General features: G+C 40.3%; 11 protein-coding genes. 4 read left to right on the forward strand and 7 right to left on the reverse strand.

The window, feature by feature from the left end; translation table 11 throughout:
- The 3 genes from O6P32_RS06400 to O6P32_RS06410 all read right to left on the reverse strand — a co-directional run.
- Window positions 1-432 (reverse strand): hypothetical protein (locus tag O6P32_RS06400; protein WP_269877525.1); only part of this gene is annotated, 432 nt, incomplete at its 3' end.
- An 8-nt stretch (window positions 433-440) separates the two neighbouring features.
- Window positions 441-2,642 (reverse strand): hypothetical protein, encoded by a 2,202-nt coding sequence (locus O6P32_RS06405; RefSeq protein ID WP_269877527.1) that lies wholly within the window; start codon window positions 2,640-2,642, stop codon window positions 441-443.
- 76 nt (window positions 2,643-2,718) lie between these two features.
- Window positions 2,719-4,554 carry a hypothetical protein gene (locus O6P32_RS06410; protein WP_269877529.1) on the reverse strand — a complete coding sequence of 612 codons (1,836 nt, stop codon included), beginning with the start codon at window positions 4,552-4,554 and terminating at the stop codon, window positions 2,719-2,721.
- Between the two features lie 586 nt (window positions 4,555-5,140).
- Here O6P32_RS06410 and O6P32_RS06415 point away from each other — a divergent pair.
- Window positions 5,141-5,575: an arsenate reductase ArsC gene (locus tag O6P32_RS06415; RefSeq protein ID WP_269877530.1), complete on the forward strand. Its 435-nt coding sequence runs from the start codon at window positions 5,141-5,143 to the stop codon at window positions 5,573-5,575.
- A gap of 104 nt (window positions 5,576-5,679) precedes the next feature.
- Here the strand turns inward: O6P32_RS06415 and O6P32_RS06420 are convergent, their stop codons facing one another.
- The 4 genes from O6P32_RS06420 to O6P32_RS06435 form a co-directional block, all read right to left on the reverse strand.
- Entirely contained in the window at window positions 5,680-8,331 is a 2,652-nt protein-coding gene (locus O6P32_RS06420) for a glycoside hydrolase family 3 C-terminal domain-containing protein (RefSeq protein WP_269877531.1), read from the reverse strand.
- Between the two features lie 256 nt (window positions 8,332-8,587).
- Window positions 8,588-9,223: a metallophosphoesterase family protein gene (locus O6P32_RS06425; protein ID WP_269877533.1), complete on the reverse strand. Its 636-nt coding sequence runs from the start codon at window positions 9,221-9,223 to the stop codon at window positions 8,588-8,590.
- Window positions 9,224-9,437: 214 nt separating this feature from the next.
- Window positions 9,438-9,875: a DUF6078 family protein gene (locus O6P32_RS06430; protein WP_269877534.1), complete on the reverse strand. Its 438-nt coding sequence runs from the start codon at window positions 9,873-9,875 to the stop codon at window positions 9,438-9,440.
- Between the two features lie 166 nt (window positions 9,876-10,041).
- Window positions 10,042-10,989 (reverse strand): bile acid:sodium symporter, encoded by a 948-nt coding sequence (locus tag O6P32_RS06435; RefSeq protein WP_269877535.1) that lies wholly within the window; start codon window positions 10,987-10,989, stop codon window positions 10,042-10,044.
- Between the two features lie 226 nt (window positions 10,990-11,215).
- Between O6P32_RS06435 and O6P32_RS06440 the strand changes: the two genes are divergently transcribed.
- From O6P32_RS06440 to dnaA, 3 genes are all read left to right on the forward strand, one after another.
- Complete coding sequence (locus tag O6P32_RS06440; RefSeq protein WP_408636049.1) at window positions 11,216-12,358, forward strand: N-acetylmuramoyl-L-alanine amidase family protein; 1,143 nt, start codon at window positions 11,216-11,218, stop codon at window positions 12,356-12,358.
- A gap of 20 nt (window positions 12,359-12,378) precedes the next feature.
- The gene (locus O6P32_RS06445; RefSeq protein WP_178266604.1) at window positions 12,379-13,266 is read left to right on the forward strand and encodes an MlaD family protein; all 888 of its coding nucleotides are present in this window, start codon (window positions 12,379-12,381) and stop codon (window positions 13,264-13,266) included.
- 327 nt (window positions 13,267-13,593) lie between these two features.
- Window positions 13,594-15,003, forward strand: coding sequence for a chromosomal replication initiator protein DnaA (gene dnaA, locus O6P32_RS06450; RefSeq protein ID WP_178266605.1), 1,410 nt, complete (start codon window positions 13,594-13,596; stop codon window positions 15,001-15,003).
- Window positions 15,004-15,006: the final 3 nt, after the last annotated feature.

Below are 15,006 nucleotides of genomic sequence, written 5' to 3' on the forward strand. Positions count from 1 at the left end.
TACTCCCCGCTTCATTACGGCAGAATATTCTGCAACATTATCTTCGACTGCAACCTTTCCAATTATAAAGTTCAAGGGCTTTTGCGATTCATCCAAATCAATAGTAGCATCCTGCCAAACTTCCTCTGTCATTCCGCTACCCACGAATGAGGAGGTTTTATTCCCCTCATTCGCTATCACATAAAGAGTACCGGTTCCTTCCAAAGGGAGTTTCAGGTCTGTTCCTGTCGGCTGTACCGAACCAGAAGAGCCCAATTCTCCATTCTCAAAATAAAAGTACTTTATATTATCTACATTGTAAGATGCCGGAAAATCCATGGAAACTCTCGACAGCTTACCTCCGGATTTAGTTATTACTGTATCTTCATTGCTGCATGCAGCCAAAACTAACAACAATGTCGAAACGACATACCACAATTTATATCTCATCATTCGTCAATTCATTTATAAATATATTCTACAGGTGACTTCTTACATCTGATAGTTCTGGATTTCACATTGTTCTGAGTCGAAGTTTTAAACCAGTTACCTCTCATGTCCACAAACCAGCCTTCCATCATCCATGCTGTTGAAGTTCCATTATTAACAGCAAAAATGAAATCATCCGAACTGATTTTTCCGGTACCAGCCTCCCATTGGTGTCCCCAACCGAAGAGCACCACATGCTTGCTGTTATCGCTTGCAAAAGCTTCTTCGCAGAAATCATAGAACCCCACTTTTCCGTATACTACATCATCAATGCTGACAGAACGGTTACCGTGATTATAATTCAGTCTGAAACTGTCAACACCACTCATATTATTATTATAAACAGCCGGTTCGTATCCAAGCTTAGCATCATCCGAATTAACCAGTCTTCTGAAATCATTATCCGAGGGCATCTCATATCCTGAAGGAACCATTTGCTTGCCCTGTGTATTGATATTTACCGATACACTCGACTTGAATCCTGAATATTCAAATTTTCCGTCAGACAATGTAAGAGGCAATCCTTCCAAGTTTCCTCCCTGATACTGGTCACCCATCACAGCTTTAAGTTCTTCCAATGAACAATCTTTCAGATAATCAAGCAGGCTGCCCTCCTTTACCGGATCTGCATTAACCAATATCTGGTCATTAAAGTCGTTAGCAGTACCTTTAAGGTTATACTTACACCACCAGTTTCCTGCAACTTCCACTACCGGAAGTCCATAATTTAAACGACTTATCGTATAAGTTTCCATATCAGAACCATCCTCGTTACTAAGTTTCAGTGTAACGACCTGCTTTCTTCCGTCCGCTTTTGGATCGTTGGGTTTCCATCCTCCCAACAGTCTCAAAGTATCACTTCCTGCTTCCGTTTCTTTTAATATGGCCCACTGGTCTTCACCTGCTCCAAACTCCAGTTCCGCTTTCATACCTTTCGGCAAGATAAGACGTGCATACTCACCATCAATATAGCGGTCAAAATCATAAGATGTATCCTCCAAAAATGAAAGAGCACCAGTCATCTGCACAGGATTGGGTTCGAAAACCAATACAATACGTCCCTTCATCACTCCGTTACTATCCAATGATTCCAAGTAAGAATATTGCAAAGGCATTCCGATTCTTTTCAGCCTGCTTGTCACATTCACCATAGTCAACTTATCTAACGCCACATTACCGCGCGTTGCATTCTGTGCCACAGACACTTCAACCAAATCAAGACTTCCCTCTGCTCTTACAGTCATTCCTTCTTCAGTATTTATTGCCAAAGAAAGAGTCTTATCGCTATATGGAATAAATACAGTATCGCCTTTTTCATTTACTCTTGCACCATCCAAATGTGAACTTTCCACATTTACTTTTGCCAATGTAATCACAGACGATTCATTATTCTGACCGCTCTCCCAGTCATTTTCTGCAACCTGTATGTTCAGTTTTGCCCCACTTCCATACACTTTCAGTGTATACAAGCTGTTTCTTTTTATCTTTTCAGGCAACTTTTCTTTCAGTTCCATCATACGGCCATCTACTGTCACTTCCATCACCACTTCCGGAGTTCCAGTCTGCTGTTCATGCAGATACATTAACCGGTTCTTACTATCAGTCAGAGCAGCATCAGCAAAATCCATCACAAAATCTGTCAATTGCAGGTCTTCCGGAGTTTCAGTTTCATGAGGGAAGAGAAAACTTCTGTCAGCAGCACCTTTTACAGTAATACGTTTTACCGAAACTCCGGAAACCTGCATCTTCAGATCCAACCGGGCTACACAGCGTTGCATTACAATCGGCTCCCAATGATACGAGTCCATATCAATGCCTCCCAACATAACCGGATCTAAAGTACTATCCAACTGACCAGTCATCACCATATTTTTGAACTCTGTTTCAGTTACTCCCAAATTAGGAATCACTTCTTTGGGAGCATTGGCTATAAAATAACATTTCTTAGCCTTTGTTCCGATTACTACACTAAACTTACCATTCTGGTCTACCTGAATGTTCTCACGAACCATTACAATTACTCCATCAGCATCAAATGCTACCGCAGTCACTTTTCCGGCAAAATAAGAAGTTTCACCTCCTTCTTCAGAAGCTCTGCTTTCCAACAGTTGACCGGATACCACTCCATTGTTTGCTTTCTCGGAAAATAATTCATTATTATTGCAAGACTGCATAATTCCCAAAAGAAATATTGCAGCTATTACATTCTTTATATAAACCAATCTTATCACTTTCTAAACAATTTAAACATTAATACTTGTTTGGATTACTTGAACTATTCAAATAGCTTTTTGAGTCAATAGGCATCTGATACAAATTATTGACATAAAAATTATTCATCAAGCTTTCTGCCCAAGGGCCATAAGTAAACGAACTGCTGTGCCCGTATCCCATCACATGTCCTAATTCATGAAACATGATACTGCATGCATAAGTACTGGAGTAATGATCGAACCAGGCAGACTGATAAGCTCCAAATGTGGTTCCTCCTCCTAATCCTCCCACACCATTACCTGGATAAACCAATCCAACCTGCAAAGTGCGCTGTTGTCTCATCTGCTGCAAGACTCTCTCTACTTCGATAGGATTCTTATTATCGTCATAGAGTTTATCTTTATTTTCCTCCAAAATCTGTTCGTGCTCAGGCATGTCTATCATATAAGTAAAATTGAGGAACAAGGCAATTGACTCCCTAATATGTACCGGACGTATCCCCATCCAGTTACCTACAGGTCCACCGTCGGGTCTGTCAGGATCACCTCCGTAAAGTCCCCAATATATTGTCCAACCATGCTGGATTTTTTCTATTTTTTTCCAAAATTCCTCAGGAGACTCTATTTTAAACTGTGCCTTTTTCAACTGTGCGACAGAAAGTTTCTGTACATTTATCAAACGTCCGCTTTCTCCTTTACATACAGTCGGCTTTTTCAACATAGGAACATCCACATATGCATCTCCAAAAGCAGGGATAGTATCCAAATAAGCAAAATCCATCCATTCATTACTTACTTCCGGAATCAGGGCCTTCACAGTTACATGTCCCAAATCACGCGGAGAATAAAAACGCATATGAAACTGTCCTTCATCTGTCACAGACAATTGTAAAGGATTGGATGTATTAAACGAACGCTGAGACTTATCTGTATACACACCTTTCTTTTCATCGTCCTGAAGAATCTTTTTATGATTGCCATGCTTGTATGCAACTGAAGATATAAACATGGTCCCTCTATTATCTTCCGGATGATTTACGTCCGTATTAACAGTTGTAATCTGATTAGGAAGCACCTTTATTCCACTAAATCCATATGTCTGCGAGACGGTTCCTCCTGTATACGTCCGGCTCTCCATTCCTATTTCTCCATTCAGTGCACTTCCTTCAACAGTTGGCATAAACAGATACTCTTTTCCATCCAGCAGGTTCAGATCATTCAGTACCCGATTGCTCTCTCCAGAAAACTGCTTGTTGGCCGTCATCGAAGTATAAAATCTCGGAGTTTCTACATCTGCCACATTTTTAGTCACAGAATATTCTATATACATATTCTCGAAGTCAAAATCAAACTTCACCTTACCAACAATTCGATGTTGCGTAACAGTTTCCTCACTCAATATGGTTTCCTGTTTACCGCCTTCCGATTCAACTATAGTAACATCAAAAGGAGTGTCCGAATAGAAATACTCACAGTCCAATGGTTTGCTTAGGTCTTCCGGAAAGCTCAGCCACACATCATTCACATCTGTGACCTTATTTACTGTTGCTCCATCACTTTCTTTATCACCTTTTACTCCCAACACCAACAATCGGTAGCTTCCTTCATGCAATCCTTCCGCAACGATCTCAGATGTTTCCGGCTTATATTTAGATTTGATATCAGTCACTACTTTACCATTTTCATCTACTATATAATAGTCCAGAAAATCATAAACGGCCTTGGTTGCGGTTTCGCCACTCCGTGTGGCTGCATTACCAAAACCAGCAGAATAAAGCCTGAAAACAGCTTCATTCCCTCTACTATTACCAATATCCCCGTTATTCTCGAACTGTTCCGTACATGAAATACTTGCAAACATTATGCAAGCCAAGAATAGCCCTTTTTTAATCATAAAAATTCAAATAAAAATCTTTTGTGTTTATACCAATTAAAAATACCTATTGCAGTGTCTGCTTCAATCAAGACACTATTCCTAGAACAACTAAAAAATCAAAATGTTCATGCCTCATTTCATAAGTCTCATCAAATATGCTGCCAGCTGACACAAATATTTTTGAAATCCCATTGATAATCAAAGTTTCAGCAACTCTTCACTTACTTTTAAATAAATCTATTTTAACTAATGCAACAAATAATAACTAAAATCAGAAATAATCTTATAAACGCACACAGAATTCCTCTCAATTCCTTACAATCGCGCAAATACAAAATTAATAAAACAGCAGTATAATAACAGACTTAAAAAGCCAGAAAATACAATTTTCCACCTTATTTATAATAAATAGAGCCTTATTATTTCAAAAGTATTACGTATTTCATCTCTCCAAGAATATGCCTCTCAAAAGTCTGTTATCTGCAAAACGGTCACTTTACCATATGAGCACTTTTTCTGTGTATCATTTTTTATTCATATTTTTGCCTTCGATATAAAAATAACCAAAACATAAAGCACAAATATGAAAGTACTGATTCTTTGCACAGGAAACAGTTGCCGCAGCCAGATGGCACATGGATTCCTACAATCTTTCGATAAAAACATTGAAGTTTATTCCGGTGGAACAGAACCTGCTACACAAGTCAATGCAAAAGCCATAGAAGTTATGAAAGAGGCAGGAATAGATATCAGCTCACACAAACCGACACATGTAAATACATACCTCAACCAAGAATGGGATTATGTGATTACAGTCTGTGGAGGTGCAAACGAAAACTGCCCTGCACTCATCGGCAAAGTAGGAAAACGACTTCATATTGGTTTCGACGATCCTTCGCACGCTACCGGAACAGCAGAACTCATTGATTCGGAATTTCACCGTGTCCGTGATGAAATAAAAGATGCTTTCTTCCGTTTTTATCTTACAGAAATCAAGAAAGAAAAATTATCAGAATAATCTTGGATCAGTAATTGCCAACAATAGAAAAAAACACGGAGACTATCTCAAATTGAAATAGTCTCCGTATCATTAAAAACACAATCTATATTTATCTCCGATATTTATTCTTTTACATTAATCACTTCCTGCAAACGGATATCCTTGCAAGAACGGCCAATCATCAAACGGAAATCACCCGGCTCTACCACCCGGTTCATCGATTTGTCCAACATAGAAAGATCGTGTTCATTTACAATAAACGATACCGTTTTTTCTTCTCCCGGATTCAATTCTATAGCTGCATAATGAATCAGACGGGTTATCGGTTGGGTAACCGAAGCAACTTTGTCTTTCAAATAAAGTTGAGGTACTTCATAACCTTTGTATTTTCCGACATTACGGATTGTAAATGAAACATTATAAGTATGTTTACCAGAAGGCTGTACTTTCAGATTATTGTATTCGAATTCAGTATAGCTCAATCCATAACCGAAGGGGAACAAAGGCTCACCTGTCAGATTCAGATAATCATCGCTTCTTCCGGTAGGTTTATGGCTATAGTTCAACGGCAATTGAGCCTCATCTATCGGATAAGTAATCGGCAGTTTTCCGGAAGGATTGGCATCCCCCATCAAGACATCAGCTACTGCAGCACCACCAGCTTCACCCGGATACCAGGCATTCAGCACTGCCGGTACTTTATCCAACCACTCGGACATCACTACAGCACTACCACCAACCAGCACTACCACAACCGGTTTTCCGGTAGCAGCCACACGCTTGATAAGTTCTTCCTGACGTCCCGGCAAAGTCAGATAGCCACGGTCGCGGAATTCACCTTCCTCGATACCAACCACAACAACAGCTACATCAGCCGAAGCTGCAGCACGCACTGCTTTTTCAATGGAAGCATCTTCATTCTGTACTCCTACATTCCATACCAAACGGATACGGGCGTTACGGGTATTTTCATAGAAACGGACTTTTACTGCATATTCTTTTCCTTTTTCCAAACGGAAAGGAACAACTTCGGTACGGAAAGACGCCTTTTCGGGACGGTCGATTACCTTTTTACCATCAATCCACAACTGATATCCATCATTTCCTTCCAGACCAATCTGATAATCTCCTGAAACCGGCGATTTCAGTTTTCCGTTCCATTCTACCGAGAACCAGTCTACTGCCAGACAAGAATCCGGAGCAAAGAGCGTCCACGAAAACTGCACAGCCTTATCATTCCGTTTCAAAGCAGGAGTTCCCTCCCAACGGATATTCTTGAAATAAGAAGCAGCCAATCCTGAAGTTCCGTCTTCTAGAGAAAGGCAGTTTTCCGGGATAGTCAGCCATTGCGGATTCATACGCTTACAGCCCTCTTCATAGATTACCTCCGTTTTACCGGCCAGTTCTTTTTTCAATCCTTCTACAATGCTGATTTTATTTACACCAGGACCGCTATATCCACCTAAACGAGCCTCTGCAGCATCCTGACCAATGACAGCAATACGCTTCAAGTCGCGCGACAAAGGCAACAGCTGGTTTTCATTTTTCAGCAATACCATCGAACGGGCAGCAGCCTCCTGAGCCAAGGCACGATGCTCTGCACAGGCATTCCAGCGGTCGGCTTCCGATTCATCCATATACGGATTTTCAAACAATCCCAAACGGAATTTAGCCTTCAAGACCTGACGTACCGCTCTATTCAAAGCCTCTTCCGTTATCAACCCTTTACGACATGCTTCCAAAAAAGGTTCATGCTCTTCATAAGTAGTCTGGAAAATAACATCAAGTCCATTGTTCACAGCCGTAGCTCCAGCTTCTTCCCAATTATTAATAGTATGGTGCAGTTTATGAATAATACCTACCGCATCGGCATCAGCAATAGTAAAACCGTCGAAGCCCCACTCTTTACGGAGCTTATCGATAGTAAGCCAGGAATTAGCCGTACAAGGTGTACCATCTATCATATTATATGCAGTCATTACCGACTGGGAACCACCCTGCTGGAAACAAGCCTTAAACGGTACCAGATGAGTTTCTTCCAGGAAACGTTCCGTATAATGAATCGGGTTACTGTCACGTCCACCGTCACCGGAATTGACTGCAAAATGTTTCGGAGTAGTAATCACACCCATTCGTTCGAAATTCTTCACGAAACTGACTCCCATATCAGCCGAGAGACAAGGATCTTCGCCATAAGTCTCTTCTACACGTCCCCAGCGTACATCTGTAGCCAGATTGACCACCGGAGAAAGAATCTGTCGGATTCCGCGGCTTTTTGTTTCACGGGCAATGGCGGTAGACACCCGGCTGACCAGCGTAGTATCGAATGTCGCAGCCAAGGCGATAGATTGCGGGAATGCAGTTGCTCCTCCACGCACCAGTCCATGTAAAGCTTCATCGAAAATAATGGCAGGAATACCCAAGCGAGTTTCTTCTACAAAATAGCGCTGAATACGGTTCACTTTTTTTACGGTTTCGGCCGCTGTCATCTTCGGATTGTATTGAAGCATCTGGCGCATTTGCGGATCGGACGATCCGACAGTAGCTACCTGGAACCCGAAAATACCATCTTTAAAACGTTCTTTTCCGGCATCCAAATCTCCGGGCATCATGTAAATTTGCCAGAACTTTTCTTCCACTGTCATTCGCTTCAGCAAATCCTCTACACGCTCTTCTACAGAGAGCTTTGGATTCTTATAAGGCAGGTCTTCTGCCTGCATGGTTATTGTACAACCCCACAATATCCCACATGCTAAAAATATAGCCTTTTTCATAGTAAATCTATATAAATTTGTTATAATTCCGAGCACAAATATAACAAAATATTTTGAATTACAAGGGTTTACAAAACAATACATCACGAGGCTCTTTATTTCTCTTTAAATCTTTTATTCCTAAAATAATAGAAAACTCATATCAAATATCAGAATTTATACACCCATTTCTTCCCTAAATTCAGACAATAGAAACCCATGTGCTTATTAAGCCTCTATCATTGCAGTCACTTCATCCACATCTGGAATTTCTCTATTATTGGTTAGGGCATAAAGATAAAACATCATTTCCGGTTGTATTTATAACCAATAAATTCGCTTTGTGTTTTAATTGATAATTATTGTCCATAACCGAGGAATTTGAAAAAAGTGTATATTGTCCTTTTTCAATACCATATGCATCATGTATGTGTCCAAACAAGTGAAATTTCGGTTTAATCTCCATCAATCGCTTTAACAGCAAGACAGACCCATAATGTACACCGTCTGAATAGTCAAGAATACCATAAGGAGGCTGGTGTGTAACGAGAATATCTATGTTGTTGGGAATAAGGTTTATATATTTGTCCTCTTCACCCGTTATAGCATATTCAGTAAATGTAGGAACTCCATATATTTTTACGCCCTCTATGTCTATTCCTTTATTGCAAAGAATAAAACAATTGTTATCCAACCCACTAATCTCCGCATCCATAAGACAATCATCGTGATTTCCGGGTACAAAGATTTTATAGCGGTAAGGCAAATCGAGAAACCAGTTTAAAAAGTCTATAACTTCTTCTTCGGTTCCTATCATACCCACATCACCACTATGTATTATTATATCGGCTACAGGCAAACCGGTCAATAATTTATGTTTGCCATGAGTATCTGAAATATGAAGTAGTTTCATTTGATAAAAATTTCAATATCTTTTATAGTTGTTGTCTCTTCAATTATAGGGCAGTTGGTTTTTAAGCCAAAGATACCATAGCACGAATATAACCGGAGTATGGCAAGCCACGATTTTAATACTCGCCAGTACTTACATGTAAAAACTGCACTCACTACCTGAAAGTAGTGTATTTTTTTCGGGCAATGAGTGCAGTTTTTACATGTAAGGAGTATCAGTCTTTCCAATTGACCCGATTTTCGTAACGGTCGAACTCCAAAGGTTCTTCTATTCCCAACTTTTTCAACGTTTGCAAAATGAATTCCTGCTCCTTAGGAGGAAGGGCACGTTTTCCTTTTTTGCGGTCGAAATAGGGATTATACCCAAAATACGCTGTCAGCACAGACATGAATTTACGATACTGGGCAGGATACATTTTTTCTTTCATACCTTTAAAACCGAATGCATAACGCACAGGCTCTGCATTGCGATAATAGACACACGACTGATTTTTGCTACAGCGAAGAGGACTGATAAGGTAGAAAACAGCTTCTTTTTCCATCAGTGGCTGATACACAAGTTGATGCAGACAAGATGCCGCACAAGGACAGTCCGCGTGCAGACAAGCCGCATAATGAGACGGCATGTCTTTGCAAAGTTCACTTTCTTTCATTGTTTTTTCGATTTAAGGTTTATTTTCTTCAAGGCTTCTGCTCCTGATTTCAGGTTTATTTACTCCCTTAACCGAAAGCAGTTACCCGTTTCTTTCAATATAAACGCAAGAGAGGAAGTCTATTGCCCCTATCTTACTTACAAAATACTGTCAGACCGGCAATATTTTATTGTTCCTCTTGTTTCCTTTTCTTCCAAAGCTGCCAGCTATTAATAAGATTCTGCCACAATACATAACTACCGGGAGCAATAGCTGATGCCGGGTTGAGATAAGTATAAGCCATCCAAATAGCCAATACTGTATTTTTCTGTCCCAATGCCTGTCCCCCGCTAATACGCTCCTGATAGCGGCCTCCTATCCACTTTCCGACAGCAAACTGCAATACACAAACCACTAAGATAAGGGTAGCTATCAATATTTCTTCCGAGACAGCCACATCTCCCTCTACCACCGAACGGGTGGTCTGTGCCATGACAATAGTAAGTGCTACCGCCCACAGATAAAATGCCATGTCTTTCAAGCCTACCAGAAAACGATGCACCGAAGGAAGAAAATGCCGCAGCAGCAAAGCGAGAAAGAAAGGGAAAAGCAACAAGGGAAATACTTTACCTAGCAAATAAAGAAATGCAGTCATAAACTCGACTGTCGACGGCTCCACCAAAGGAAAAACAAGTGGAACAAAAACAGCCGCCAGCAAATTGGAAGCTAACGTATACGTCGTCAGTGCGGCTGCATTTCCTCCTAACTTGCCGGTCACCACTGCAGCTGCTGTAGCCGTAGGGCAAATCAGACAAACCAACATTCCTTCTAACGCTACACGCCAGGCTTCATCCAATGTACAGGTATACAACACCCCGGCTACTACAGCAGCCGAAACCAACTGACACAAAAGCAACCATCCATGCCAGCCTCTAGGAGTCAGCTCTTTCACCTCTACTTTACAAAAGGTAAGCAACAACTGAGAAAATATCAGAAAAGGAGTCAGGAAACTCACTGCAACTTTTACTACAGGCTTCGTAGGAGCCAGAAAATCCAATTCGGAAAAACAGAAATATCCAATCACTCCGGCAAGCATCGCCAGCGGCAGTGTCCAGTTTTTTATAAATCTCAACATGACAAAATGTTCATTTTATCGGCAAAAATACGTAAAAGCCAACAAAGCCATAGTATTTTTATTGGTTTTTATAGACATTATCGCTTATAAAAAGTATTTCTTCCCTCTTTAACGCCCAAAGTCTGTAAAAATTCTATTAACTTTGTCCCCTAATATGAGGAATAACATAGTTTACACAGTATATATCATCTGCATTTTCCTATGGATTGTTATTCCGGAAAATGCGATGCATGCCGCGTCCCCTAAAAAATTTACCGTGGTAATCGATGCCGGACACGGAGGACATGACCCCGGGGCCATAGGAAAGCGGGGAAAAGAAAAGAACATCAACCTCAGTGTGGCACTTAAACTCGGGAAACTGATTCAGAACAATCATTCGGATACTAAAGTGGTATACACCAGAAGCTCTGATGTATTCGTACCGCTTCACCGCCGGGCTGAGATTGCAAACGAAGCAAAGGCCGATCTTTTCATTTCAATCCATACCAACTCGATTGCTTCCCGAAGCAGCAGAGTAAGTGGAACGGAAACCTATACATTGGGATTGCACCGTACACAGGAAAATCTGGAAGTGGCACAAAAGGAAAATGCCGTTATCCTTATCGAGGATGACTATCAGAAACAATATGCAGGATTCAACCCTAATTCTTCCGAGAGTTACATCATCTTCGAATTTCTGCAAGACAAAAATATGGCTCAAAGTGTCAACTTCGCACAGCTGATTCAGCAACAGTTCCGACACAAAGCACGCAGAATAGACAAAGGAGTGCATCAGGCCGGTTTTCTGGTTCTTCGGGAAACATCTATGCCCAGTGTGTTGATTGAATTAGGTTATATCACCAATCCAAACGAAGAGGCTTACCTGCTGTCAAGCAACGGATCGAGCATGCTGGCACAGAGTATTTATCAAGCTTTTGTCAACTACAAAGCAAACAAGAAGACTTCTTCTCCGGGAGTTCTCACTTCTTCTCAACCGGTAGAAGTAGAAGAGGATATCGTAATTGAAGAACCCACAGCTGCCGATACCCAACCGGTGCAAACTGCCCAAACGGCCCAGCCAAAAGAAATTTCTCAAAGTTCTAAGAGCAATACCTCCAGTAAGCCGGTATTCAAGATACAAATCTTGACATCAGACAAGGTGTTGCCTAAGAACAGCAGACAATTTAAAGGCTTATCTCCCGTAGACCGATATAAAGAAAAAGGTATCTACAAATATACGTACGGCGAAAGTACCGACTACAACAAGATACTACGTCTGAAACGCAGCAAAGTAGATGCAAAGTTTAAAGATGCATTTATCATCGCGTTCAAAGACGGAGAAAAAATGAATATAAATCAAGCTATTAGAGAATTTAAAAAGAACAAATAAAACTAGAACAATACAACAAGATGAAAAAAGAAGTAAAAATCGGCTTGGCAGGTATCGCTTCCCTGCTTATTCTTTTCTTTGGCTTCAACTATCTGAAAGGAATCAACACATTCAAGCCAGAAAGTTACTATTATGTAGAATTTTCCGACATTAATGGATTGGCAAAATCCAGTCCGGTATTTGCCAATGGATTTAAAATCGGTATTGTACGCGACATTGAATATAATTTCCAGAATCCCGGCCATGTGGTTGTAGGAGTAGAATTGGACGAAGCGATGAAAATCCCAACAGGTAGCCACGCAGAATTGGTCACCGAAATGCTGGGTACAGTCAAGATGAACTTGCATTTCAATCTTGACAGTCAAACCTATTATACAGAAAAAGATACTCTTCCCGGAGTAGCCAACACTGGAATTTTAGGAGAAGCAGAAAAGACACTGCTTCCACAGATGAAGCAGATGATGCCGAAACTCGACTCGATCTTAGTTTCTCTAAACAAATTGTTAGGCGATCCGGCTTTGGAGAACACTCTGCACAATGCAGAGCAGCTGACCGCTTCACTTAACGCAACCAGCCGCCAATTAAACACTCTGATGAAGACCGATGTACCAGAGTTGACAAATAACGTAACTGAAATTACCCAAAACCTGAAAGTTATTACCAATAACCTGAAGGACGTAAACTATGCATCTACTTTCATGAAAGTAGACTCTACACTGAACAATGTACGCTTGCTGACAGATAAATTAAACCGTAAAGACAACTCTTTAGGATTACTGATGAACGACTCAGCATTGTATTATAATTTAAATGCCAGCACAGCAAATGCAGCAGCGTTATTAGAAGATTTAAAGGCACATCCTAAACGTTACGTACACTTTTCATTGTTTGGAAAAAAAGATAAATAACAAAGCTTATATAGATTATATCTAAATAATCACCCACTTATACATCCTATTACACTATCTTAATAAATCACTAATTAACAATGTATTAAACAGTGGGTGATTATTTATCTGACATTTCCAATATTAAGTAAAATTCTAATTTACAAAGCATTGGAGATATGCAAGAGCTTTCATTTAAAAAACATCATCCATACTTTAATAACCCATTGAACTCCAATAGAATATAATTAAAAGCAAAAAAGCAAAGAAAAATGTATTTGTTTTTCTAAAATTTCATTCCGACATTTGCAGCTGTAGAAGATTTGCTTTATTAATAACGACGTAAATATGATTGAAAACAATCAGGCTATTGTATTGTGGCAACGTTGCTTAAACTTTATTAAGGACAACGTTAATCCGACAGCCTTTAAAACTTGGTTTGAGCCTATTGTCCCCTTGAAATACGAGGACAAAGCTTTGACAATCGGCGTTCCCAGCCCTTTCTTTTATGAATATCTGGAAGAAAAATATGTGGGGTTGCTCCGTACCGCTATCTATAAAGAAATAGGTGAAGGTACTGAGTTGATGTATTCTATACTTACAGATAAGACCAACCATATTACCATCAACATAGAAGGAACAAAACGTTCACAGGCTTTACCTGCACAGGCTCCTATCCATAACGGTAATAAAGCACCTAATCCTTTACAAGCTCCAGCTGTACAGGATTTAGATCCACATCTAAACCCGAACTACAACTTCGAGAACTTCATCAAAGGAAACAGTAATGAGTTTTCACGCACTGTAGCTGAAACAGTAGCACAGAACCCTGCACGTACATTCAACCCGTTGTTTTTGTACGGACCGTCAGGTGTGGGAAAAACCCATTTGATCAATGCCATTGGTACTCGTATCAAAGAACTGTATCCGGAAAAACGTGTACTGTACGTATCTGCACACTTGTTTCAGGTTCAGTATACAGACTCCGTACGTACCAACCACTTCAACGATTTCATCAGTTTCTATCAAACTATTGATGTACTGATTATTGATGATATTCAGGAGTTTGCAGGAGTTACCAAAACACAGAATACATTCTTCCACATTTTCAACCATCTGCACCAGAACGGCAAGCAGTTGATTCTTACTTCCGACCGTGCTCCTGTTATGTTGCAGGGTATGGAAGACCGTCTGCTTACCCGTTTTAAATGGGGACTTGTAGCCGAATTGGAAAAACCGGATGTAGAATTGCGTAAAAACATTTTGCGCAATAAGATTCGTCGTGACGGTTTGACTATTCCTGAATCTGTAATTTGCTATATCGCGGAAAACGTAAACGAAAGTGTACGTGAACTGGAAGGTATTGTAAACTCATTGCTGGCTCAGTCTATCCTGTTCAAGCGTGAAATCGACTTAGATTTGGCACAACGCATCGTACGGAAAGCAGTACGCTGTGCAGAAGTAAAACCGCTCAGTGTAGAAGACATCATCGAAAAGGTATGCAGTCATTACAACGTCGATGCATCTACTATCCATACCAAGACTCGCAAGCGTGAAGTAGTACAAGTACGTCAGGTAGCCATGTATTTAGCAAAGAAGCATACAGATACTTCTTCTTCTAAGATTGGAAAACTGATTGGAAATAAAGACCACGCAACAGTGCTCCATGCTTGTAAAATCGTAAAAGATCAGGTAGAAGTAGACAAGGCTTTCAAAGCTGAAATAGAAAAAATTGAAGCTGGTCTTAGACAGAAATAACAA

Source organism: Phocaeicola acetigenes (assembly GCF_027529745.1).
GTDB classification, from domain to species: Bacteria; Bacteroidota; Bacteroidia; order Bacteroidales; family Bacteroidaceae; genus Phocaeicola; species Phocaeicola acetigenes.

Bases quoted from the DNA above. Each gene is read 5' to 3' on its own strand.
- O6P32_RS06405 (WP_269877527.1), bottom strand. From the start codon at position 2,642: ATGCAGTCTTGCAATAATAATGAATTATTTTCCGAGAAAGCAAACAAT.
- O6P32_RS06415 (WP_269877530.1), top strand. From the start codon at position 5,141: ATGAAAGTACTGATTCTTTGCACAGGAAACAGTTGCCGCAGCCAGATG.
- O6P32_RS06420 (WP_269877531.1), bottom strand. From the start codon at position 8,331: ATGAAAAAGGCTATATTTTTAGCATGTGGGATATTGTGGGGTTGTACA.
- O6P32_RS06425 (WP_269877533.1), bottom strand. From the start codon at position 9,223: ATGAAACTACTTCATATTTCAGATACTCATGGCAAACATAAATTATTG.
- O6P32_RS06430 (WP_269877534.1), bottom strand. From the start codon at position 9,875: ATGAAAGAAAGTGAACTTTGCAAAGACATGCCGTCTCATTATGCGGCT.
- O6P32_RS06435 (WP_269877535.1), bottom strand. From the start codon at position 10,989: ATGTTGAGATTTATAAAAAACTGGACACTGCCGCTGGCGATGCTTGCC.
- O6P32_RS06440 (WP_408636049.1), top strand. From the start codon at position 11,216: ATGCATGCCGCGTCCCCTAAAAAATTTACCGTGGTAATCGATGCCGGA.
- O6P32_RS06445 (WP_178266604.1), top strand. From the start codon at position 12,379: ATGAAAAAAGAAGTAAAAATCGGCTTGGCAGGTATCGCTTCCCTGCTT.
- dnaA (WP_178266605.1), top strand. From the start codon at position 13,594: ATGATTGAAAACAATCAGGCTATTGTATTGTGGCAACGTTGCTTAAAC.